This window comes from Anaerococcus urinomassiliensis, from assembly GCF_900128425.1.
Lineage (GTDB): Bacteria > Bacillota > Clostridia > Tissierellales > Peptoniphilaceae > Anaerococcus > Anaerococcus urinomassiliensis.
Window position 1 is genome coordinate 1,341,227 of sequence record NZ_LT635782.1, and the last position, 22,728, is coordinate 1,363,954.

Annotated in this window: 17 protein-coding genes; 3 read left to right on the forward strand and 14 right to left on the reverse strand. The window is 36.4% G+C overall.

Annotation, left to right across the window (positions count from 1 at the left end; translation table 11 throughout):
- Positions 1–5: 5 nt before the first annotated feature.
- From BQ7474_RS07375 to BQ7474_RS07400, 6 genes are all read right to left on the reverse strand, one after another.
- Complete coding sequence (locus tag BQ7474_RS07375) at positions 6–1,337, reverse strand: CitMHS family transporter (protein ID WP_073998276.1); 1,332 nt, start codon at positions 1,335–1,337, stop codon at positions 6–8.
- A gap of 15 nt (positions 1,338–1,352) precedes the next feature.
- Entirely contained in the window at positions 1,353–2,897 is a 1,545-nt protein-coding gene (gene citF, locus BQ7474_RS07380) for a citrate lyase subunit alpha (protein WP_073998277.1), read from the reverse strand.
- Positions 2,894–3,787 carry an aldolase/citrate lyase family protein gene (locus tag BQ7474_RS07385; protein WP_073998278.1) on the reverse strand — a complete coding sequence of 298 codons (894 nt, stop codon included), beginning with the start codon at positions 3,785–3,787 and terminating at the stop codon, positions 2,894–2,896. Before BQ7474_RS07385 ends, citF begins: the two co-directional genes overlap by 4 nt.
- On the reverse strand, positions 3,784–4,077 hold the full coding sequence (gene citD, locus BQ7474_RS07390) for a citrate lyase acyl carrier protein (RefSeq protein WP_073998279.1): 294 nt from the start codon (positions 4,075–4,077) through the stop codon (positions 3,784–3,786). The genes BQ7474_RS07385 and citD overlap by 4 nt, the downstream gene beginning before the upstream one ends.
- A gap of 546 nt (positions 4,078–4,623) precedes the next feature.
- Positions 4,624–6,240, reverse strand: coding sequence for a chaperonin GroEL (gene groL / locus BQ7474_RS07395; protein ID WP_073998280.1), 1,617 nt, complete (start codon positions 6,238–6,240; stop codon positions 4,624–4,626).
- Between the two features lie 15 nt (positions 6,241–6,255).
- Positions 6,256–6,537 carry a co-chaperone GroES gene (locus tag BQ7474_RS07400; protein WP_044566645.1) on the reverse strand — a complete coding sequence of 94 codons (282 nt, stop codon included), beginning with the start codon at positions 6,535–6,537 and terminating at the stop codon, positions 6,256–6,258.
- Positions 6,538–7,795: 1,258 nt separating this feature from the next.
- On the opposite strand from BQ7474_RS07400, the gene msrB reads away from it, so the two are divergent.
- Positions 7,796–8,239 carry a peptide-methionine (R)-S-oxide reductase MsrB gene (msrB, locus tag BQ7474_RS07405; protein WP_073998281.1) on the forward strand — a complete coding sequence of 148 codons (444 nt, stop codon included), beginning with the start codon at positions 7,796–7,798 and terminating at the stop codon, positions 8,237–8,239.
- A gap of 53 nt (positions 8,240–8,292) precedes the next feature.
- On the opposite strand, the gene BQ7474_RS07410 is transcribed toward msrB, so the two are convergent.
- The 8 genes from BQ7474_RS07410 to BQ7474_RS07445 form a co-directional block, all read right to left on the reverse strand.
- Positions 8,293–8,787: a hypothetical protein gene (locus tag BQ7474_RS07410; protein ID WP_073998282.1), complete on the reverse strand. Its 495-nt coding sequence runs from the start codon at positions 8,785–8,787 to the stop codon at positions 8,293–8,295.
- Complete coding sequence (locus BQ7474_RS07415) at positions 8,771–12,292, reverse strand: coiled-coil domain-containing protein (protein WP_073998283.1); 3,522 nt, start codon at positions 12,290–12,292, stop codon at positions 8,771–8,773. Before BQ7474_RS07415 ends, BQ7474_RS07410 begins: the two co-directional genes overlap by 17 nt.
- A 1,365-nt stretch (positions 12,293–13,657) precedes the next feature.
- A complete protein-coding gene (locus BQ7474_RS07420; protein WP_073998284.1) occupies positions 13,658–15,028 on the reverse strand; it encodes a hypothetical protein in 1,371 nt (456 codons plus the stop codon).
- A gap of 429 nt (positions 15,029–15,457) precedes the next feature.
- A complete protein-coding gene (locus BQ7474_RS07425; protein WP_073998823.1) occupies positions 15,458–15,970 on the reverse strand; it encodes a hypothetical protein in 513 nt (170 codons plus the stop codon).
- A 1,208-nt stretch (positions 15,971–17,178) separates the two neighbouring features.
- Entirely contained in the window at positions 17,179–17,958 is a 780-nt protein-coding gene (locus BQ7474_RS07430) for a hypothetical protein (protein ID WP_073998285.1), read from the reverse strand.
- Positions 17,959–18,021: 63 nt separating this feature from the next.
- Positions 18,022–18,702, reverse strand: a complete 681-nt coding sequence (locus tag BQ7474_RS07435) for a peptidoglycan amidohydrolase family protein (protein WP_073998286.1) — start codon at positions 18,700–18,702, stop codon at positions 18,022–18,024.
- A gap of 9 nt (positions 18,703–18,711) precedes the next feature.
- The gene (locus tag BQ7474_RS07440; RefSeq protein WP_073998287.1) at positions 18,712–18,840 is read right to left on the reverse strand and encodes a YvrJ family protein; all 129 of its coding nucleotides are present in this window, start codon (positions 18,838–18,840) and stop codon (positions 18,712–18,714) included.
- A gap of 294 nt (positions 18,841–19,134) precedes the next feature.
- Positions 19,135–20,037 carry a helix-turn-helix domain-containing protein gene (locus BQ7474_RS07445; protein ID WP_073998288.1) on the reverse strand — a complete coding sequence of 301 codons (903 nt, stop codon included), beginning with the start codon at positions 20,035–20,037 and terminating at the stop codon, positions 19,135–19,137.
- Between the two features lie 169 nt (positions 20,038–20,206).
- Here BQ7474_RS07445 and BQ7474_RS07450 point away from each other — a divergent pair, with 169 nt between their 5' ends.
- A complete protein-coding gene (locus BQ7474_RS07450; RefSeq protein WP_073998289.1) occupies positions 20,207–21,262 on the forward strand; it encodes a hypothetical protein in 1,056 nt (351 codons plus the stop codon).
- A gap of 33 nt (positions 21,263–21,295) precedes the next feature.
- Positions 21,296–22,069: a pepsin/retropepsin-like aspartic protease family protein gene (locus tag BQ7474_RS07455; protein WP_073998290.1), complete on the forward strand. Its 774-nt coding sequence runs from the start codon at positions 21,296–21,298 to the stop codon at positions 22,067–22,069.
- Positions 22,070–22,728 lie beyond the last annotated feature (659 nt).

Consider the following 22,728-nt stretch of genomic DNA (forward strand, 5'->3'; position numbering starts at 1 on the left):
TTTTCTTAAACTGCTATTATACCGAACACGATACCAAATATTAGCATGATTAAACTGATACCATAACACCATGCAAAGGATGCCTTTATGTGTCCTCTTAAGGTGATTTCCTCATCAAATAGTCCAAGTCCCAACCAAGTTGCTGGCACCATTGGTGATAGGAGTAATATACAGTTTTTGCCAAGTATCATTGCTAAAGCAGTGTATATAGATTTAACACCAAAGGCTTCTCCTACACCTGCAAGAGGTGGCAATATGCCATAGAAATAAGCATCAGTACCTGTTATCATGCCCAGTGGTCCACCTAGGATTCCAAATATTATATGTATATACTTACCCATTGATTGAGGTATAATCCCAATTAGTGTCTGTGCCATGGCATCTAGCATGCCTGTACCTTCCATGATTCCAACCATAACACCAGCTGCCATTATTGTTGCTACAATAGATAATGCACTGGCTGCGTGTTTTTTGATTTGATTATTTTGTTCTTTTAGATTTGGGAAGTTGATAACCATTGCAAAAACTGTTCCTAGCATAAATATATAGTAGCTTGGTAGGTCTATAACTTTATTTGCCATAAGTAGTCCAATGATTCCAATTGTTAGAATAATATTGACTGGCAATAGCTTTTTAAATCTTGGATCGCTACTAGCTTTTTTTTCTGTATCTTCTTGCACTACTTTAGTAGCTTGAGTAGATATTCCTACATTTCCATTTGCAAGAGTATATTTTCTTTCTCTAATTCCAAGTATTACTGCAACTGTAAGTGATAGCACTACTCCTAGTATTTGTATTGGAATCAAGTGTCTCCACATATCTGTTGGATCCATACCTATTACTGTGGCTGCACGAACAGTAGGTCCGCCCCAAGGTAGTAAGTTCATTACACCAACGGATGCTGCAATAATTGTTAGAAGGGTTTGGCTTCTCATACCCATCTTCCTATATATTGGAAGCATAGCTGGTACTGTGATTAGCAAAGTCGCTGCTGCAGATCCATCTAAGTGAGCTATTGTAGCTATAAGTGCAGTAGATACAGTAATTTTTACAGGATTGTCCGCTGCCCATGCTGCTAGCTTGTCCACTAGTGCATCAAATACACCTACATCTGACATTATTCCAAAGAATAATATCGAGAAAATAAACATGAATGCATTAGATTTGATAGAATCCATTCCATCTTTTACGTAAGTTGATAGGTCGTTAATGCCCGTACCTACTATGAACGCAGCAAGGGTAGGTATTAGTACCATTACTGCTACTGGACTCATTTTTTCTTTAAGTAATAATATAATGATTAGTGCAATCATTATAAAGCCCATTGCTGATAACATATTGTCTCCTTAAATTTATTTTTTAACTTTTTTGATTACATCTATTATAGAACCATCTCTGTATTCTACTATTGCTACAACTTGATCTTCATATTCTATCTCACTAGCCTTGCCTGTGATTTCTTCTCCACGTTTTATCAAGTAATCAATATCTACAAGTGGTATATCTGTTTTTTCAAGTTGCTTTTTGATATCTTCTCTATTTGGATTTACTGCTACGCCATAGTCTGTTACAAGTACATCTACAGTTTCCCCTGGAGTGGTAATTGAAGTACAGGACTCTCTGACTGTTGCTATTCTTCCACGTATTAGTGGCGCAACTATGATGGAACATTTTGAACCAGCTGCTGTGTCCGGGTGTCCACCTGGTGCACCTTGGATAGTTCCGTCAGAGCCTACTACAACATTGACATTAAAGTCACGGTCTACTTCAAGAGCACCTAATACTACATAGTCAAGTTTATTTACATAGGCACCCTTATTTAGTGGATTAGCATATTCGCCAGAGTCTATCTCAAAGTGATTAGGATCCTTGTATACACTTTCAACACTTGCTATATCAAAGGCTTGGTCATCAGCCAAATATCTTACATATCCATCCCTTAGCAAGTTTACTATTGGCTCTGTGATACCACCCATAGCCCAACCCATCTTTATGCCTGCTTTTTCTAGATATGGTCTAATTTTTACGGCTGCTGCAAGACTTGCTCCACCTGCTCCTGTTTGGAATGAGAATCCATCCTTAAACCACTCGGTATTGGCTATGACTTTTGCACAATATTCAGCCATCTTTAGCTCTCTAGGATCTTTTGTCATACGGATAGCACCAGATGCTATCTTTGATGGGTCTCCTATTTTATCTACTTCTACAACATAGTCTACATCTACGCAGCTTATTGGATGTGGGTAGTTTGGAAATGGAACTATTGTATCTGTGATTACTACAACTTTGTCAGCAAATTTTGCATCTACTCCTGCATATGATAGGACACCACAATTTGCTTTGCCATTGATACCACTTGCATTTCCATATTCATCTGATGAACTTGCACCTATAAAGGCAACATCAATTTTCACCTTGCCTGATTCTATTGCTCCAACCCTACCACCGTGACTTCTTATATAGGCTGGATTTTTGAGCTTACCTTCTGATATTGCTTCTCCAATTTCGTCACGAACTCCAGATGTTGATATGCCTGTTATTGTTCCATCTTCAATCATAGGTACGAAGTTTGCGTGCGCCTTGCCTAGGGATGATGCACAGATAAATAAGTCTTTGATGCCAAGCTCGTGGATGGCATCCATCACCATAGCTGCAACATAGTCACCATTTCTAAAGTGGTGGTGAAAAGAAATAGTATCTCCATCCTTAAGGCCTGTTTTTTTAATGGCTTCTTTTATATCCTTTAATACTTTGCTATTTCTTGGTTCTACCTGAGTTCTTATGGTTGGAGTAGCCTTTACAAGATCTTTGCCCTCGTTAGCATATGCTCCCTTAAAAACTTGACTATTATCTTCTAGTAAGTAATCTGGCACTTGTCTATTTACTGCATTTTTCATACTAAATCACCTTCATAAATTCCTGCGGCTTTTGCCATTTCTAGTGTACGTTTTGCTCCTTCAACATGAGCTATATCTACCATTTTGCCATCAACTGTAAGTACGCCTATACCAGCTTGTTCAGCTTCTTTAACACCTATCACAAGCCTTTGCGCCTTGTTAATTTCTTCTTGGCTAGGAGTAAATACTTCATGTACTATATCTATTTGCTTTGGAGAAATAATTGACTTGCCATCAAAGCCCATATTCTTAATCATTTGTGTTTCACGTCTTAGACTTTCTTCATCATCTAGGTCAGTATAAACTGTATCAAAGCACATGACACCAGCTGCACGAGCTGATAGAACTATTTGAGAACGAGCTAGGAAATATTCCTCACCAGTCTTTGTGGTTGTAGCATGCATAGTTCTTGCAAAGTCTCCACCAGATAGGGCAACTCCCATTAGCCTCTTGCTTGATGTGCAAATTTCATAGCAATTGATAATAGATAGAGGTGTTTCCAAGGCTGCCATAAGCATAGTTGAACCAAGCTCTTTACCAAATTCTTTTTCAGCTTCTTCAACAAGTCTTTCAACTTCAATAACTTGATCTTTTGTTTCACACATTGGTATTCTAATACCGTCTGCTCCACCTGCCACACTTGCTCTGATGTCTTCCTTGTAGTATTCACTGTCAGTCGCATTGATTCTAACCCAAATTTCTGTATCGCCATAATCAACATATTTTAAGGTGTTGTAAAGTTGTATGCGTGCAGAGTCTTTTTCTTTGATGCTAACTGCATCTTCAAGGTCTAAGATTACACAATCTGCACCATATATGTATGCGTCTTTTACTAAAGATGCTCTTTGTGCGTTCAAAAACATCATTGATCTTCTTATTGTTCTTTTCATATCTTATCCCCCCATGGTAACTTACTATCAAGATTATCTGATCTTAATATAGCTGTTTGGACACGAGATCTTATTGTACAATCTAAGGCTCCCCTATCATCAACGAAAACTTCGCCAGTTTTTACCTCAAGATTTTCAAGGACTTCCTTTACTGTATCTTCGATTTGCTTGCCAAATTGAGCATATACTGAACTTTTAACCTCTACTTTAAGCTCATCGCTAGGATAAACATTAACTAAAGCATCACTAGATTCTAGAGTTCCAGCAGTAGAATTATTTTTGATATTCATAACTTCCCCTTTCCATAGAAATTGTTTTCATAATCTTAACATCTATATTGTACAATATAACAGCTTGAAAAAAACATAACAAATGGCTTAAATACAATCTAAATGCAAAGTTAAGCTTTGAGTCGAGGATAAAAGTGAGCACAAAAAAACCAGCAGATTGGTATATCTACTGGTTTTACTTTTTGTATTTTGTATTGCTCAAAGGCCGCTTGGCTGGGTCCTCGTCACTATGTTCCTGCGGCTTTTCGCGCTTGTGGCGCGAGTACTCAGCTAGCCAGGTAAATATGCCTAGATTTGGCATATTTACCCCGAAAACTTAGCGCGGGAGCACGGAAGAGATTCTTTGAAGCGAGTTTTCGTACGGGCTTTCTTGCTTCGCAAGACCATTTCATGGAGAGTCCTCTATCTGCCGGACGGGCTTGTCTTTTGTGCCTTCGGCAGTTTTATCGCTCAAACGCCGCTTGGCTTAGTCCTCGTTGCTTCGCTCCTGCGGTTTCTTCTCGCCTTTTGGGCGAGACTCCACTCAGGACGCCGGAGAGGCGTGCTTTAATACATTCCAGGCATGCCTGCTGGCATTTCTGGTTCTTCTTTTGGTATGTCTGCTACTGCTGCTTCTGTTGTTAGGATCATTCCTGATACGCTTACTGCGTTTTGTAGGGCAGATCTTGTTACTTTTGTTGGTTCTACGATTCCTGCTTCGAACATATTTACGTATTTGTCGTTATATGCATCGTAGCCTTCGTCTTTGCCAGATTCTTTTACATTTTGTACTATTACAGATCCGTCCATTCCTGCGTTTTCTACTATTTGTCTTAGTGGTGATTCTAGGGCTTTTTCTATAATTGCTGCTCCTGTTTTTTCGTCACCTTCTAGGCTTTCTTTAAGTTCAACTACTTTTTCTATAGCCCCGATTAGAACTACTCCACCACCAGCTACTATTCCTTCTTCTACTGCAGCTCTTGTTGCTGATAGGGCGTCTTCTATTCTGTATTTCTTCTCTTGCATTTCTGTTTCTGTTGCTGCACCTACGTTTATAACTGCAACTCCACCTGCAAGTTTTGCTACTCTTTCTTGTAGTTTTTCTGTTTCATATGTGCTTTCTTCAGATTCGATTTGTTGACGGATATGGCTTACTCTTTCTTCTAGAGCGGCTTTGTCGCCTTTGCCTTCTACTATTGTAGTGTTGTCTTTGTCAACTTTTACTTTCTTAGCTGAACCTAGCATTTCCATTTCTGTTTCTTTTAGGTCCATATTTAGGTCTTCAGATATTACTGTTGCACCTGTAAGAATAGCAATATCTTCAAGCATTGCTTTTCTTCTATCACCATATCCTGGTGCTTTTACTGCTACAACGTTGAATGTTCCTCTTAGTTTGTTTAGGATAAGTGTTGTTAGAGCTTCTCCGTCTACATCATCGGCAATAATAAGTAGTGGACGACCAGCTTGGACTATTTGTTCAAGTAATGGTAGTAGGTCTTGGATGTTTGAGATCTTCTTATCTGTTAGTAGGATGTATGGATCTTCAAGTTCTGCAACCATTTTTTCATTGTCTGTTGCCATATATGGTGATAGGTATCCCTTATCAAATTGCATACCTTCTACAACATCTAGGTAAGTATCAGTTGTTTTAGATTCTTCAACTGTGATTACCCCATCGTTGCCAACTTTTTCCATAGCATCAGCTATAAATTTACCAATTTCTGGGTCAGCTGATGAGATTGTTCCAACGTTTTCTATAGATTGCTTATCTACTATATCTTGAGAATTTTCTTTGATATATTCAACTGTAACATCTGTTGCTTTCTTAAGTCCCTTGTTTAAAACAATTGGGTTTGCTCCAGCTGCAAGGTTTTTAAGTCCTTCTTTGATAATAGCTTGAGCAAGAACTGTAGCTGTTGTTGTACCATCACCTGCTACATCATTTGTCTTTGTAGCAACTTCTTTTACAAGTTGAGCACCCATATTTTCAAATCTATCTTCAAGTTCAATCTCTTGGGCAATTGTTACACCATCGTTTGTGATTGTTGGTGCACCATATGATTTGTCAAGGACAACATTACGTCCCTTTGGTCCAAGAGTAACTTTAACTGCATTTGCTAGTTTGTCGACACCACGTTCTAAACCATCACGGGCATCTTTACCATAATAAATATCTTTAGCCATTATTTATATCCTTTCTTATTTTACAACTGCCAAAATATCAATGTATTTTACAACAATGTAGTCAGTATCTTCTAGTTTAACTTCTGTGCCTGCATATTGAGAATAGATTACCTTATCCCCAACAGCAAGAGAATCTTTTCTCTTTTCATCTTTTAAAATATCATCACTGATAGCCACAACCTCTGCATAAACTGGTTTTTCTTGGGCAGATTCTGGTAGAACAATTCCAGATTGAGTTGTCTTTTCTGCCTCAGCTTTTTTAATAACGACTCTATCTCCTATAGGTTTTAATTCCATAAATTATCTCCTTAATTATTTTTAGCACTCGTTAGCGTCAATTGCTAATTACATTATTAGTGTACTATCAATAAATAAAAAATCAAATCCTAGAAATTGGTATTTGATTAAAAAAATATTTTTCCATTAAGGGTGAATATTACAGTTTTTCATTATTGGAATTTATTTAATGTATAAGATATGCATATGAAATAAACGCACCTGTAATCTTAAAAGGAGCGAAAGCAACCGAAAGATCTTTACAAAGAAATCAAAAAGAAAATATTTTTCTTTTATATTAACTAATTAGTGTCTTTTATTTAAATATTATTTAAAGATATACCTTCGTACTAAGGGGGAAAACCCAGGGGAGTTAATAAGCCCGTCCGGCTGGTTGAGGACTCTCACCAACCGGTTACGAAAACTCGCTTCTTCGAAGCTCTCCCGTGCTCTCGCACTAAGTTTTCGGGGTAAAAGCCCAAAATCAATGGGCTTTTACCTCCCCCTTATACCCCCTTTTCTGCTACCCCCTCGAAACGGCCACTCGCGTGGGGCGATGTTGTAGTATAAACACCAAAATTTGGGTTTTATCAATCTCAAATTTCTAAAAATCGCAAACTCGCTACGCTCAAACAGTGCGATTTTCTAAACGAAATTATGAGATTTTAAAACACCAATTTTTTCCACCTCTAAGTTTAAGAACACTTAGACTTAATGGTGTAGCATATAATGTATTAACAGTTAAAACAAAAGAATTTGCGGAGCAAACTTCTACTGCTCATTGCTCTCCGCAGGAGCGGTGGGGGTGTAGAAGGTATAGGGGGATCGGGGGAAAGGAAAAAGGGGTCTCCGCTACCCCTAATTCCTATCCCCCGAGGTACGAAGGTACAGCCTGAAATAATAAAAAAACTTAAGATATTCATTCCGTAAAACAAAAGAAATATTCTTTTTATTAGATTTCTTTATAAGGATACTTCTGTCGGTTCTTTAAAAAATTTCACGGACGACATGACGCATGAAATAATTCATATAACGAATATAATTTATATTACAAAAATAAATTTTGAATTAGTTAACTTACTATTGGTTTTGTATTTAGATTAAGCGGGCATCTTTTTTCCAAAATTCTTTGTTACTATTAACTAAATCGATAAAAAGATTTTATTTTTTTTCATATATTAATACAAAAGCATTTTGATTTTGAAATAATGATAGTATAGTTAAAAAAACACATAAACAAAAAAGTTTTTTGCTCATTTTTTAAAAAGGGGGGATTTTTATGTATAATAAGCCTAGTGATGATGAATTAAAGAAAAATCTTTCTCCAATTTCCTATGAAGTAACCCAAAATTCTGCTACTGAAAGACCTTTTTCTTCTACCTATGATGATTTTTATGAAGATGGTATTTACGTTGATATAGTCTCTGGTGAAGCTCTTTTTTCATCAAAAGATAAGTTTGATGCAGGTTGTGGATGGCCATCTTTTACCAAGGCTATTGATGATGAAGCCTTACATGAGAGAGAAGATTTATCTCACGGCATGGTTCGTACTGAAGTTAGAAGCAAGGATGCCGGTAGTCACCTAGGCCATGTTTTTGCTGATGGACCGACAGAGCTTGGCGGACTACGTTATTGTATCAACGGAGCTAGCCTTAGATTTATTCCAAAGGAAGATTTAGAAAAAGAAGGATACGGTAAGTACTTAAGTATTTTTGAAGATTAATTTTGCATTATAAAAGGAACTCCATTTTTGGAGTTCCTCATTTTTTGTCTTTTTTAGTTTCCAAGTTGATCTAGGGCTGCTTGTGCTTCGTCAATTAGTTGGTTTGAATCTTCAAGCATTTGTTCTAGTTCTGGTTTGATGTCAGCTACTTGTTCTGGTGTCATTTCTAGTAAGATTTCTATAGCACGAGCTTGTGTTCTATTATCAAAGATTGCTTGTTCTAGTGTCTCTCTGACGTCTTTGTCAGAAGCATCTGCCATATCATCTTTTGATTCTTCGGCATTTTCTTCAGCGTTTTCTTCACCTTCTGCTGCATTATCTTCTGTATTTTCTTCTGCGCTTTCGTCAGCATTTTCGCTTGTTTGGTCTGCTGCCATATCATCAGTAGTTTTTTCAGCATTTTCTGCCGGAGCATTTTCAGTGTTTTCAGTGTTTTCTTCTACTACTGGCGCTTCGCCTTCTTTGTCATTTTTAACTACATTGTCGCAACCTACTAGAGCTAATGAAAGCGCTAGAGTTGCAAGAATTGTTTTACTTGTATTGGTCATTTTTATCTCCTTCGTAAGTCTTTTTTTCTTTTTTATCAGATGTATTATCTTTTTTACCCTTTTTTGTTACAAATACATAGCCCAAGATTGCTATTGCTAGAACTGCCACATAACCTATTACAGAATCTATACCAGTTCTTACTATTGATCCTGGTGTTACAGTTGTTGGAACATTCTTGGTTGTTGTCACAGGAACTGTTTTTGTACTTGTTGTAGTTACAGGAGTCTGTACTCTTCCACCTGTAGTTGTTACACTAACCTTTCCCTCTTTTGGTAGAGCCTTGGTTAGTTCCTTTTCTACAGCTATAAGATCGTCCATAGTCTTACCATCTTCGTTTAGAGCATTGATTTTATCAGCAAGAGCAGCCTTTACCTTAGAATCAGTAATTTTATCAGAATTATCTTGGTATTTCTTGGCAAGGGCTTGGAATCTTTCTTCAAACTTGTCGCCGTCCAATTTTTTGCGAGCATCAAATAGCTTATTATAAGCTTCTTCAATTTCTTCACTGCTTGCATCAGATTTTTCTACGATTTTCTTTGCATCATCAAGGGCCTTGATATAGGCTTCCTTTAGACTCTTTTGTGCCTTAATGTATTTTATTTCTTTTCTAAATGATGCATCTCCCTTAATAAATTCATTTATCTTTGCCTTGTTGTCATTTAGCATTGATTCTTTGATCTCTTTAAGGATGTTTTCAAATTCTTTTTTGTCTAATATTTCCCTTAATTTATTAATAGCTTGGTTAATTTTTCCAGCATCTTTGCTATTTAAAGCATCTTTTGCTTGGACGATTGCATCTGTTAGATCTTTTTTCAAACTATCGTCGATAGCTTCATAGTCTTTGCGAGATTGGACTTTTTCGCCAATAGCTATTAGTTGTTGTAATTGTTCAGTCTTCTTTTCGAGACCTGTGTCAGTTTTGCCAGATCTTTGAGCTAGAACTTCTTGGGTGATTCTCTTTATGTCGCTTGCATTAAGCATACTAATCAACCTAGTTCTTGCAGCTTCGATATCTTCTTGATTATTAGATTTTATAGCAGATTCCAAAGCTTCTAAGGCTTTTCTTAAAGAAGATTTGTTAGTTTGAGTTACCTCATTAAAGTCCGGGTGATTTTGAACTTCTTTAGCTACTTCAAGTAAATCTTTTTCATTAAGATTATCTAATTTAATCTCTTTGGCCTCTTGGTTTTCTGATTTATTTTCTTTTGCTTTTAGGATTTCTTCAACTATTTCTTTTATAGATGTTGCATTGAAGGCTTCTTCAAGTTCGCTTAGTATAGATTTTACTTCATCGTCAGTAGTTTCATCAGTAATACTTTTACCTGCAGCTTTTTCTAGTCTAGTTTTATCGGCTTGAGGGGCTTCTTTATATTTTGGATAAGCAAATACTTCTCTTGCTAAATCAATATATTCTCTTACTTTAGCGATAGCTAAGTTTCTATCACTTGGCTTATCTATAACTATGCGAGCAAATTTTAAATCATCCGTAAGTTTTTCCATATCAGCATCAGATCTATTCTCATTAGCTAAGATTTTTTTGGATTTCTCTATTAACTCATTGAAGTCTTCAGCAAGTTTTTTTAATTTCTTATCTTTTTTTGCTTCTTGATATTTACTATCATTTTTGAAATCAATTGCGTTTTCAAGCTCCATTACTAAATCAAACTCAGCCTTGCTAATCTCATCAAGAATTGCTTTCTTAAGATTATTAATAACCATTGCATAATCATCTAGTGTTGCTTGGTCATTTTTGCCACTATTTAGATATTTTTTTGCCTCTTCTATACGCTCGTTATAAGTATTTATAAGACTTTTTTCATATTCGTTGCCAGATAGAGCTTTATCTGTAAATTTCTTTTGATTTCTAAAGTCACTTGCCTCATCAACTAAGGCTTGTAGATCATTTGGATAAGTTGTTTTTGCATCGTATCCAATGTCTTTGAGGGCTTTTTCTACCTTGTCTACTGCAGTTTTAAGCTCTTCAAGCTTGATTTTCTTATCATTAGCTTTCTTGGTTTGCAATTCAAGAGCTTCTTTGATAGCTTGGTCATAGGCAGTTTTAAAATTAACTTTAGCTTGTCTATAGGAATTGCTTGATTGTACATTTTCCTTATCACTTGTATAAGTATTTAGTTTATCAAGTAGGGCCTTTGATTCTGCCGTGAGCTCTTCATTATCATCAGAAGTTTTGCCAAAGCCTACTTTTGCAGACTCTATTAGTTTAATAGCGCTATTGACTTTATCTAAGTTTTCCTTATCTTCTTTTTGGGTTTTTTTAGCATCCTCAATAGCTATATCGTAGGTATCTTTTGAAGTTTTATCTGCATTTTTATATTCGTCAGAATTCTTGAATGAGTTAGCTTCTTCTATTAATCTATCTAGCTTCTCAACCGCCCTTTGTAGGTCAGTTTTGCCATCATCTATAGTCTTGGTTTCAACTGGCTTTAGAGCAAGTTTTGCCATACTTATGCTTTTGATAGCTTTTTGATATTCAGCAGGACTTGCGTCTTTATTTTCCAAAACTTTCTTACCATTGGCAAGGGCGCTGTCATAAGTGCTTTGGGCAATCTTATTTGCCTTTTCCTTACCAGCAAAGTTCTCATTAACCAAACTTTCAAGACTTGATTTTAACCTACTAGCTTCTGTATTATTTTTATCTTTGCCAACTTGAGCCTCACTTAAAGCCTCATTTAGGCTCTTATAAGCTTTTTGCAAATCATCAGTTTCAGAATTAACATCATTATAAACATTAACTCCTGCTTTAATAGCATCAGCTAGCTTATTAGCAAAACCTGCATTTTGGTTAGCATCGTGGAACTTCTTTGAACTATCAATCAATTCATAAAGATTGGTCCTAGCCTTACCATAAGCTGCAATATCAGCAGATTCTAGATTAGAAAGTTCGTCTCCACTTAGGATGTACTTACTGGCATCAAGTTTTTTTTCATTGATAATCTTATCAATTAGACTAGCAAGCTTTGAATTTTCTGCATCAATGTCACTAACAGATTTTTCAACATTTGCCAAAATATCCTTAGCCTTATTTATAGCATCAGTAAGACTATTCTTACTAGCCTCATCAAGATCTTTATCAGCTGCTAATTTATTAGCCATAGCAATAGTAGAAGATAGACCATCACGGGCATCACTTGTCAGATAGACATTGCCAGAAAGATTCTTCTTGGCATCTACTATAGCATTATAAAGCTTTTCGATATTGTCTGGGTTTTCGTTTTTAAGCTCACTAGAAGCATTTGCGATAGCATCATCATAAGCTTTCTTTTCACTTGCACTTGCATTGTTATATTTCTTAGATTTTTTAACATTCTCACTTTCATCGACCAAAGTCTTTAGAGAACTTGTATCGACAGTAGAATCTTCACTAGCCGGCGCACTCACTTCACTTGCATAAACAGTATTATTATGTAGTGGTCCTTGAAGATTGGCAACAGAAAAAGAAAGTGCCAAAACAAGTGCTCCAACTTTGATATTTCTCTTATACATTTTAATCTCCTGATTAGTGTTAAAGTAAGTAAAATACTTACACTTAGTCACATTGATTATACAATTTTTCTTAACTTTAGTCAAAAGAAATGGAGGGTGCTATAGTTTTCAAAAACTATAGAAAAAATTTTTTTGTTAGACTTTATGCATATCTTTAGTTTAATTACTTTTTTAAAGTTTTACTTCGACTCCGGGGGATAGGGATTAGGGGTTACGGAGACCCCTATACCCTTTCCCCCGGTCCCCCAAAACCCTTTTCACCCCCTCCGCCACTGCGTGGTGCAATGAGCAGTAGAAGTTTGCTCCGCAAATTCTTTTGTTTTGAATATTAATGTAATATTCACTGCACCTCTGAGCCTACAAGTAAAGAACACATAAGTTATATCTATGGGAAACTCACACACCTGTCATCCTCGAAGGAGGTCCTTTTAGGACCGACCGAGGGATCTTTTTAAAGAAACAGGAAAAAAGATGTTTCTGTTCTATCAGAAGTGAATAAGTATCTTTTATTTTGTTGTAGTCTTAAGTATTTACCGTTGCACCTCGGGGGATAGGAATTAGGGGTAGCAATTGCCAGTCCGGCCGATCTCGGACAGACCCCTTTTTCCTTTCCCCCTTACACCCCAAACCCTTTTCTACGAAAACTCGCTTCTTACGAAGCTCTTCCGTGCTACCGCACTATGTTTTCGGGATAAATGACCGAAATCAACGGTCATTTATCTCCCACCGCCACTGCGTGGTGCGCAGAGCTGTAGAAGTTCTCTTCGAGAATTCTTTTTTTATAATTAACATCACAAACTTGCATCATTAAATCTGAGTGTTTTTAAGCTTAGAGGAGGAAAAAATTGGTGTTTTAAAATCTCATAATTTCGTATAAAAAATCGCACTGTTTGAGCGTAGCGAGTTTGCGATTTTTAGAAATTTGAGATTGATAAAACCCAATTTTTGATGTAGATATAATACTTCGCCCCACGCGAGTGGCAGAGGGGTGAAATGGGTCGGGGGTCCGGGGAAGGGCATAAGGGGCCTCTGCCGCCCCTACCGCCCTGCGCCCCGGTGTCGAAGAATAAACCTTAAATATTGATTAAATATAAGACATTTATCACTTTAAAAGTGGAAAAATATATTTTTTGGAATTTTTTAAAAAGACCTTCCATTTAGGATTACAGGGCGTGTATAAAAATATAAGTGGTGGCAATTATTAATGTATTTAAAAAGCTTTTTTCTTATTTTTTTGTCAAAAAAATCATCCACATTGCTGTGGATGGTTTTTTCAAGTGAGTACCGCGCGTTACTTTTCTTTATTTATTTGTGAGCCTTATTGAGTGCACTCTTTTGTGGGCTCTGTTTTTTAATAACTATTAATTAGTTATTTTTTTTGCTTGCTGCGTATGCAACTGAAGCTGCTGCTAGAACGCCTGCTACGCCAGCTACACCAGCGATACCAGTTTTAGCGTTGTTACCAGCTTTTTTAACTACTTTTGTTGTTGTAGTTGTTTTTTCTTCTTTTTTATCTTCTTTTTTATCTTCTTTTTTGTCTTCTTTTTTATCTTCAGCTGGTTTTTCTTCTTCTTTTTTGCCTTCTTCAGGTTTTACTTCTGGTTTTGTTTCTTCTTCAGCTGGTTGATTAGCTTCGTTTTCTTTAAGAGTATCTTCAATCTCTTTTGTTTTTTCGTTTAGCTTGTCTGTTAATTCTTTAGCTTTTTCTTCAGCTGATTTTTCTTCTTCTGCAGCGTAAGCTGTAGATACTACGTTAAGAGCAGCTTTTTTGCCTAGAAGTTCTTCAGACATTTTGATTGTTGCTTCAGCTTCTTTTACAAGTTTGTCAAGTTTGTCAACAACTTTAGCGATTGTTTTTGGAGTTGTTTTCTTTAATGTTTCAACAGCTTTGATTTGAATCTTAGCGTCAAGGATAGCTTTTTCTAGAGCTGCTTTTGTTTCTGGTTTGATTTCATCTTTGTCAGCTGGTTTTGCTGGTTTAACATTTTCAAAGATAAGTGTGATGTCGCCAGCTTTTTCAGCTCTGTTGATTACGTCAACGCCAACGCCTTCTTTGATTAGAAGTTTTTTAGCTGCATCGTATTCAGATTGAGCTTCTGCTTTAGCGTTTTCAGCTGCTTGTCTTTTATTTTGAGCTTCGTTGTAGTCACCTTGTCTTCTTGTTAATTCAGCTTGAAGGTTAGCTCTTTGGTTTTGAATCCAACCAGCTTCTTTTGTGAATTCTTTGATTCTTTGGTTTAGAGCAACGATGTCTTTAACAGCTTCTGCTTGTGTTTCAGATTTTGTTTTGTCAATGATACCACTGTTTGTAGAAACTTCTGTTACGTAATCACCGATTTTATCAACTTCTATTTTTTCAATTGATTTAAGAAATGTATCAGTTTTTGCACCGCCAGCTCTGTGGTATGTTTCAATGTGTCTAGCTCTTTCTTCTTCGTATCTTGCAAGAGTTGTTTCATATGAACCCTTGTCACCATAGATAGCTTCGAAATCGTTTAGTGCTTTAAGTGCTGCTTCATAAGCTGCTTTTGCTGTAGCTTCGTTAGCTTTAGCTGTTTCAAGATTCTTTTCAGCTTCTCTTAGAGCGTTCCATTTTTCGATAAATTTGTTTTTAGCTACTTTGTAGTCATATGTGTATTCTGCAGATACTTTTGTATCAGCTGCGAATGATGGTGCAACTGCACCAAGTCCTAGAGCTAATGCTAATGCACCAGCTGCGATTTTATTTCTTTTCATTAGAAATATTCTCCTTTTTGTTTTCTTGTTTTAATTTACTAATTAATTTAATTAGTACTCACTTTACACTTTCTATATTACCCCAGATTCTACATTTTTGCAACACATTTGTTCAAAAAATAAATATTTCTAAAAAATATCTATCAAAGAATAGACACATTGTCTTCACAATGGTTACAAATGGGTATTTTATCATATTGGTAATATGAAAGATTTTTAAGACCGTGGCCAATGATTTTATAGATATATTTATTTTCTATATATTTGCCTGAGGTCTTTGGTAAACTATCAGTATTTTCTTGCACTCATGATTAAGATTTCAGCCCATGGATTCTTAATCTATTTTCAATCATTTGTCTTTTTATTCCAAAAGAAATGGCAAATGATTATAGATAGTTCACTTATATTTTAGCACTGTAAATGAAAGTGTCAAGGTTTTTTTGTTTCATTTTTGTAACTTTTGTCATTTATGATGTTGGCGTTGATGTATCTGATGGTTGTAAAGTTGTCATAATTGATCTCAGACATTTCCCTATATAGCATTAATAGGGCGTTATTTCTGTTTTGGATGAGGCTTGGTGCTTGGTTTAAGGTCGATATTGCTTCTCCTGATTTTAGTATGATCTGAGATCCTTCGATATGGTCAACCCAAGTGACATTGACAAAGCCACGCCCTTCCTTATCGTAGATAGCCTTGCGGTATTTGAATCCAAAGAACACATGGTTTTGGTCTATGGTGTAGGGGATATTTCTTGACATTTGTGTGATGGACTTAAATTTCTGGTCCATAATTTTCTTGGACCTGCCCTTTTCTTTGTAAAGAGTATTTAAAAAATGTGTAGGTGTTTTCTCATCTATGTAGGTAGTAGTCTCGGTATATACACGTGCACACAATCCAAATCCTTTGACTTCTTCTGGAAGCACAGCTATGATATGGTACATTGGAGGACTCCTTTCTTTTATATTTATAAGATCTATGTAATAAGATTTGTGTCTTTTGATGTCTATCTTGGACTTTAAGTGTACCATAATATTGGGTTTTTGAACAGAGGCTAATCCCCTATTTAAGATTTTCCCCTCTCTTTATATAAGAAGGAATTGTATTTCATTTTTTGTAAAAATATGAGAAAACTTTTTTATATTTATTATTGCTAAGGGGATTATTTTTAATTATTATTTTAGGTTATAGCTTCTAACCATGGGGTATAGGAATATATTTTGTTCTATTATAGTTTAATATATGAAAAGTTCTTTATATTCTTGTAGTTATTGATGTCTTTTATTTTATAAGTAATCTTAGATATACCTTCGACACCGGGCTGCAGGGCGGTAGGGGCGGCAGAGGCCCCTTATGCCCTTCCCCGGACCCCCGACCCATTGCACCCCTCTGCCACTCGCGTGGGGCGGAGTGAAGTATAAACATCAAAAATCGGGTTTTATCAATCTCAAATTTCTAAAAATCGCAAACTCGCTACGCTCAAACAGTGCGATTTTTTAGACGAAATTATGAGATCTAAAAACCCAATTTTTTCCACTACTAAGATTTATGATTTTCAGTGGATTAAAATTATAGATAAAGATCCTTCGGTCACATTCGTTCCCTCGGTCGGTTACGTTAGCCAAATCATATAGATTTGGACTTCGCGACATTTGACCTTCCATCAATTTCACAAAAAGTTCTTCGGATTCGCTTTCAGCTCATCTCGAAGATGTCAAATATAATTTGCCACCCTAGATGTAGGGACTTGGGATAGGTCAAGAAGTATGACAGGTGTGTTGGAATAATACAGTTAATTAATAAAATCAAAACAAAAGAATTCTCGAAGAGAACTTCTACTGCTCTGCGCACCACGCAGTGGCGGTGGGAGATAAATGACCGTTGATTTCGGTCATTTATCCCGAAAACATAGTGCGGTAGCACGGAAGAGCTTCGTAAGAAGCGAGTTTTCGTAGAAAAGAGTTTGGGGGTGTAAGGGGGAAGGGACGTAGGGGTCTCCGCTACCCCTCGACCCTACCCCCTTAGTACAGAGGTATAACCTCAAATTATAGATAAAATATAAGATATTCATCACTTTTATTGTAAAAAGATTTTTACCAAAAAGTTTTTATTAAAAAAACGCACCTTTTTTAGATGCGTTTTGTTTCTTTTGCTAAAAGATAAAACCTTCTTCTTCATCATCTGTGATTGCTGTGATTATTTTGAAGGCTCCTATGGTTGCTGCGAGTCCTAGGGCTATTGGTTTCCATGGGATTTGTTTTTTGTTTTGTTTTTTCATATTTTTGTAATAGCTTTTGATTGATAGTGGGCTTGTGGTTATTGGTTGGTTTAGTGGGTTTTTGAGGCTTAGGGGATTGGTTGTTTGGTTTTTGTTAGTGAAGTATACGCCTTGGAGTTCGTAGTCTGGGTTTTGTTTGTTGGCGTATCTTTGCACATTTTTGTTTACCTGCTTGTAGCTTTTGCTGTAAGTTTTACTTATTGGTCTTTGGTAAGTGTTGCCCTCTTCTGTTTCTAGGAGATAGCTTGTTTGATTTTCTCCCCTTGCCATAGTAGATTGGTGGCTTCTGATGTTTCCATGATGAGGCTCTATGACTACTTTTGATTCTTTTGGTATCTCTCTTGTTTCACTGGTGATTGTGGATGTGATTTTCCTATCTGTGCTTTCTTTTGTGTTTATTTCGATTTCTTTTACTTGTTCTTCTTTCCTGTCATCTATTATTGTAAGTTTTGGTTTTTCTATGATTTTTTCTTCTTTTTTTATAGAGTCTCTTTGATCTATGCTAGGGCTTGGGACTTCTACGTTTATGTTTATGTTGCCAAAGCCAAAGCCTGTGTATAATTCTTCGCCTTGGTCTAGGTCTTTTGTTAAATCTTCTGCTTTCTTATTTTGTTCTACTTTACTGTTTTGATTTTGTGTGTTTTTATCAGCCAAAATAGCCTCCTTTATCTGGGTAAGTGTGATTATTTGCTTTATTTATACCCATAATGACAACTTTTAGAGGCTAATCCAGGAATTTTTCTTGTCTTTGTAGGCTACATACCTTCTTTTGCCAGAGCTTTGGCCGATGTATGATATCCACCAATAGCCATTTGTGGCAAGGATTCTATCGTAGTAGATGGTTGAATTGGCTGGATAGCAAGCTACAATTGGGGCCTTGGTTGATGGGTAGGCTCTGACATTGGTTGGGTAGTGGACTATGGCCTTGCCGGATTTGTTAATATATTTTTGCTCGCTTATGCCTATGGGTCTAAAGTAGCGCTCGGTATTTGAACGTCTTAAGTCCAAGAAATATCTGATAAATGATGATTCGTTGTTGATAGTGACGGTTCCATTTAGGGCGTTACAGTGGATGATCTCCCCTTTCCTGGTGAAAATCCCCGTGTGTCCTCCCGCCCCAGCAGATTTGCCCTCTATGCCCCTGATAAATATATCTCCGGGCAAGATTTCTTGGTAGGAATAGATTTCTTCTAATGCCCTGCCTTTTTCTTTGTATAGACTTTCTGTGTTGCCAATTGTGGTGTTTGCTGGCAAGTATCCTCCTGCTATGAGGCTATAGTAGACAAAGGATGAGCAGTCCATGGACCCTGGACCCAGACGAGCTGGGTAGGCCATGGAATATCTCACCTTGTGGTGTTTGGATCTGGCAAAGGCTAGCATTTTGTCAATTGATGGCATATGCCCTCCTTATTTGTAGTTTTTGATTTCTCTGATTTCTTGTAGGATTTGATCTAGCTTTCCATCTATCTGATAGATTAGTATCAGAGTGATTACTATTGGAAAGCCTAGGTCTCCGATTAGTTTTGTTATATCCATATATACCTCCTCGCATGTAGTTTGTAGGATGGTCATGGATTTCTAGAAGTTTATACTAGTAGAAAAACTATTTCGCGCTAAAGAATCTTTCAGTAGGGCGAAAAACTTGTCGTATCCTTATTTATTGTCTGTTTTATCCTCTTTGTCTTCTTTTTCTTCGTCTTCTTCTTTATATATACAGATTACTTCCATGGTTTTCACCTCCCTTCTATACTTATATAGAAAAAGGATGTGAAAATTCCCGACAAAAAAACAGGTGCAAACTAAACTGACACCTGTTTATAAGTTTGTTTTTTAGTCAGAAATTATTCCAACTGCTGTTTGTATCACCCCGGCAATAACAAATATAAGCCAGCTTCTGCCCCAATTGCCACTTGTGTAGCTGTAGATTAGGAAAATTGCTATGGTTGATATCCAAAGTATGGCTGAAAACTTGTTCATCCATGATTCTTTCTTTTGTTTCTTAGGATCCCTGTATGCCAAAATATCACGAAGTGACGAATATTTGATAAGGGTATAGGATATAAGCGAAGTTGCTAGGGCTATTAGGACTAGAAATACTATGTTATATCCATCTTTGGCTGGGTTTTCTACTATATATCCTATTGGAGATAGGATGTATAAAAGTACTGCTATTATGACATTTCTTTTTAATGTCGGCATATAGGCATCAAGGTTTTTCTTGATGACACCTTCTACTCCATAGGCAAAAGTGTAGGATTCTTTTTCTACATATTCTATAGAATTTGAAACAAAACCTGCGTGGATACATATAGCTACAGATATGGCCACTAGTATCAATGTGAGAACTATTGCCAAAGCTTCATTAGTTGCTCCCAATATTAGGACTGGTAATGAAGATAGGATAAAAAGTGGTATAGCAAGGGCGATTGATCTTGCGATTTTCTCGTAGCTATCATAATATTCGTTTAAAGCTTTAAGATCAACCAATCTTTCTTTGCTTTCTTCATTGTCATTTATTATAATATTTTCCATACCTAAATCATCATTTAATAGGAAGTCTGTGGAAACCCCAAAAATATTTGAAAGTTTGACTATTTTGTCCAAATCTGGCATAGCCATAGAACTTTCCCATTTGGAAACTGATTGGCGGCTGACACCAATCTCTTGGGCCAGGTCTTCTTGGGTCATAGATTCTTTTTTTCTTAAATTTATAATTTTATCTGCGAGTATCATAAATTCCTCCTTTGTTTTTCTGCTATTATTTTATTAAATCTTAAAGGTGCATACCAGCAATCGGCTTTGGAAATTTGTAAACTCCTGGTTGCATTGTTCAAATTCAGCCTTTTTTTATGAAAGAAAATGTATTATAATTATATTAACTTTTAAAATTGTAGGAAAAAATATGAAGAAAATTTTGTTAGTCTTATTTATAATTATTTTATCATCATGTGGGCAAAATCCCAAGGAGAATAATAAAACTTCTTTGGCTCCCCTAAAGAGTCCTAAGAAAGTGGAAAATAGTTTTAGCCTAGCTGGCATAAATTATAAACTCCCTTTAAAGTATAGTGATTTTACAAAAAGTGGTATAAAGCTAGTCGAAAATGATTATTACAAGGAAACTTTGAACAAGGACGAACAGTTGATGGTAAACTTCTCCTCGGCTAATACCGACTTTGGTGGGTCTTTTAAAAATAACAGCGAGAAGAAAATTCCTACCAAGGATGCACTTATTACAGAAATTTATATCAACTCTGCCCTAAATAATGACTTTGAGATCAACGGTCTCAGATTTGGAGATGATTACTCCAAGGCTATGAAGCTCTTGGATGATTATTATAAAGAAGAAGCAAGTACTGATAAGGAAAAAAGTCTCAATTATCAAACGAAAAATGACTATGTTTCCCTATATTTTTCCGATGACAAGCTAGTATCAGCTGCAATATTTTCCAAAGATTTTATGAGGGATAAGTCCTATGTGGAGGGAGAATTCGTAGTATTTGGCCAAAGTGTCAAGTTCCCAGAAACCATAGCCGAGATAGAAGAGCTTTTGGGGGCCAATTTTGATGCAGATACGGACGATAAGATATTAGCTCCAAATGAGGAGTATAAGATAAAACTACATTCCCCGTTTTTGAAAGATGAAAATGCTAATGATATAGAATTTGTAATCAAAAATACTAATGACTTTGATGTGGATATCAAAGATGGGCAAATCGCAAAAATCACAAGTGATCAGAGCCTTGACCTAAGCATTGGCAATATATTCCTAAGCCAAGGTATAGATGAGCTTAAGAAAATTGATAAGCAAAATCAGAATCCTCAAAGAATGTCCATTGGCAAAAAGAACAAAAATGGCCAAGTTAGCCTTGTCTTTGATGCAGGCAACAATACCCAGTATGTTTTTTATACTGATGGCAAGGCTATTACAAAAATAGAAGTAATCAACAAGACATTATAAGCTTTTAGCAAACACAAATATTAAGGAGAAAAAATGAAATTTACAAAAATAGCACTTTCTGATGCAAAATACCTAAACTATGTCTTCATAGAGGCAAAGGCAGGAGGCATACCAGTAACAGCAATGTTTGACACCAAGGGCAATACCTTGATTAAAGAATCCCTAGCCGAACAAATAGACATAGACTATATAGACGAAAAGCCAATTGATGACAAAAAGGGATGGAGAAGAGCAAGAATCAGACTAAATCTAGGTGAACTTGAAATAGGATCAGCACCAGTAGTAGTGACAAAAGACGAAAATTTCGACCTCATAAAAGACCCACAAGGCAACGCCTTCCCTGCAGATATGATATTGGGCTGGAATATCATCTCTCAACTATGCTTTAGGGGCAATCTCAAGATAGGCGACTTCCAAGTCCAAGTAGATGATTTCAAAGATCCAAAAGCAAAAGATAAACCAAATTCCCCAGTCCTATATGTTGACTTCATGGGAGAGCGAGTACTAGCTGCCCTAGACACATCAAAGCCAGTCACATCAATAAGCCAAAATATCTTCGATAAGATAACAGGCAAAGATGGCAGAAGAGAAACAATGGAAATGCTAGGTCTAGATAAGGAAAAGCTCACCTACGAAACTGCCCTAACCATCAAAATAGACGAAGACACCATAACCCTACCCCAAGCCCAAGTAAACCCAGCATTAAATGATGGAAAGATTGAAATTATAATGGGCGCTGACCTACTATGGAACACAACCTGGGCAATATATTCTCCTATGAGATATATTAGGGCAAGGCAAGGTTAGAAACTTTGAGAACTTTTCTTAAAGTAATAGTAACTTTTATTTTTATGATATAAATTATATTTTCTTGATATATCATCTCATAAAGTTAATTTATATTCTCTAGGAACACCATCTCAGACTTGAAGCAGGTCCTTTTAAGGACTGACCGGATGAACTTTAACAAGAAACTAGAAATAAATATTTTTTATTTATCATATAGGGTGTGTCCATAAACATTCATTAATAATAGTTATATAAATCACTTAAAATAACAATATTATATACTCTAACCTCTCCCTCTTGGGGACCCTTTAAGGGCGTTCCGATTCGCCCTCCAAAGGGTCCCCAAACCCCTACCAAACTCACCCTAACGGCCACTTCGCGTGGAGCGAAGTATTATATCGACATCAAAAATAGGGTTTTGTCAATCTCAAATTTCTAAAAATCGCAAACTCGCTACGCTCAAACATGCGATTTTTTAAACGAAATTATGAGATTTTAAAACACCAATTTTTTCCTCCTCTAAGCTTAAAAACACTTATACTATATGGTGCAGCATGTAATGCATTAACAGTTAAAACAAAAGAATTTGCGGAGCAAACTTCTACTGCTCATTGCTCTCCGCAGGAGCGGTGGGGGTGTAGAAGGTTTAGGGGGATCGGGGGAAAGGAAAAAGGGGT

What these genes read in the sequence shown, in the direction of transcription:
- BQ7474_RS07440 (WP_073998287.1), bottom strand. Translation starts at nt 18,840, where the DNA reads ATGGATATAACAAAACTAATCGGAGACCTAGGCTTTCCAATAGTAATC.
- BQ7474_RS07385 (WP_073998278.1), bottom strand. Translation starts at nt 3,787, where the DNA reads ATGAAAAGAACAATAAGAAGATCAATGATGTTTTTGAACGCACAAAGA.
- BQ7474_RS07450 (WP_073998289.1), top strand. Translation starts at nt 20,207, where the DNA reads ATGAAGAAAATTTTGTTAGTCTTATTTATAATTATTTTATCATCATGT.
- BQ7474_RS07410 (WP_073998282.1), bottom strand. Translation starts at nt 8,787, where the DNA reads ATGACCAATACAAGTAAAACAATTCTTGCAACTCTAGCGCTTTCATTA.
- BQ7474_RS07425 (WP_073998823.1), bottom strand. Translation starts at nt 15,970, where the DNA reads ATGTACCATATCATAGCTGTGCTTCCAGAAGAAGTCAAAGGATTTGGA.
- BQ7474_RS07435 (WP_073998286.1), bottom strand. Translation starts at nt 18,702, where the DNA reads ATGCCATCAATTGACAAAATGCTAGCCTTTGCCAGATCCAAACACCAC.
- BQ7474_RS07445 (WP_073998288.1), bottom strand. Translation starts at nt 20,037, where the DNA reads ATGATACTCGCAGATAAAATTATAAATTTAAGAAAAAAAGAATCTATG.
- citD (WP_073998279.1), bottom strand. Translation starts at nt 4,077, where the DNA reads ATGAATATCAAAAATAATTCTACTGCTGGAACTCTAGAATCTAGTGAT.
- BQ7474_RS07400 (WP_044566645.1), bottom strand. Translation starts at nt 6,537, where the DNA reads ATGGAATTAAAACCTATAGGAGATAGAGTCGTTATTAAAAAAGCTGAG.
- BQ7474_RS07455 (WP_073998290.1), top strand. Translation starts at nt 21,296, where the DNA reads ATGAAATTTACAAAAATAGCACTTTCTGATGCAAAATACCTAAACTAT.
- groL (WP_073998280.1), bottom strand. Translation starts at nt 6,240, where the DNA reads ATGGCTAAAGATATTTATTATGGTAAAGATGCCCGTGATGGTTTAGAA.
- citF (WP_073998277.1), bottom strand. Translation starts at nt 2,897, where the DNA reads ATGAAAAATGCAGTAAATAGACAAGTGCCAGATTACTTACTAGAAGAT.
- BQ7474_RS07375 (WP_073998276.1), bottom strand. Translation starts at nt 1,337, where the DNA reads ATGTTATCAGCAATGGGCTTTATAATGATTGCACTAATCATTATATTA.
- BQ7474_RS07420 (WP_073998284.1), bottom strand. Translation starts at nt 15,028, where the DNA reads ATGAAAAGAAATAAAATCGCAGCTGGTGCATTAGCATTAGCTCTAGGA.
- BQ7474_RS07415 (WP_073998283.1), bottom strand. Translation starts at nt 12,292, where the DNA reads ATGTATAAGAGAAATATCAAAGTTGGAGCACTTGTTTTGGCACTTTCT.
- msrB (WP_073998281.1), top strand. Translation starts at nt 7,796, where the DNA reads ATGTATAATAAGCCTAGTGATGATGAATTAAAGAAAAATCTTTCTCCA.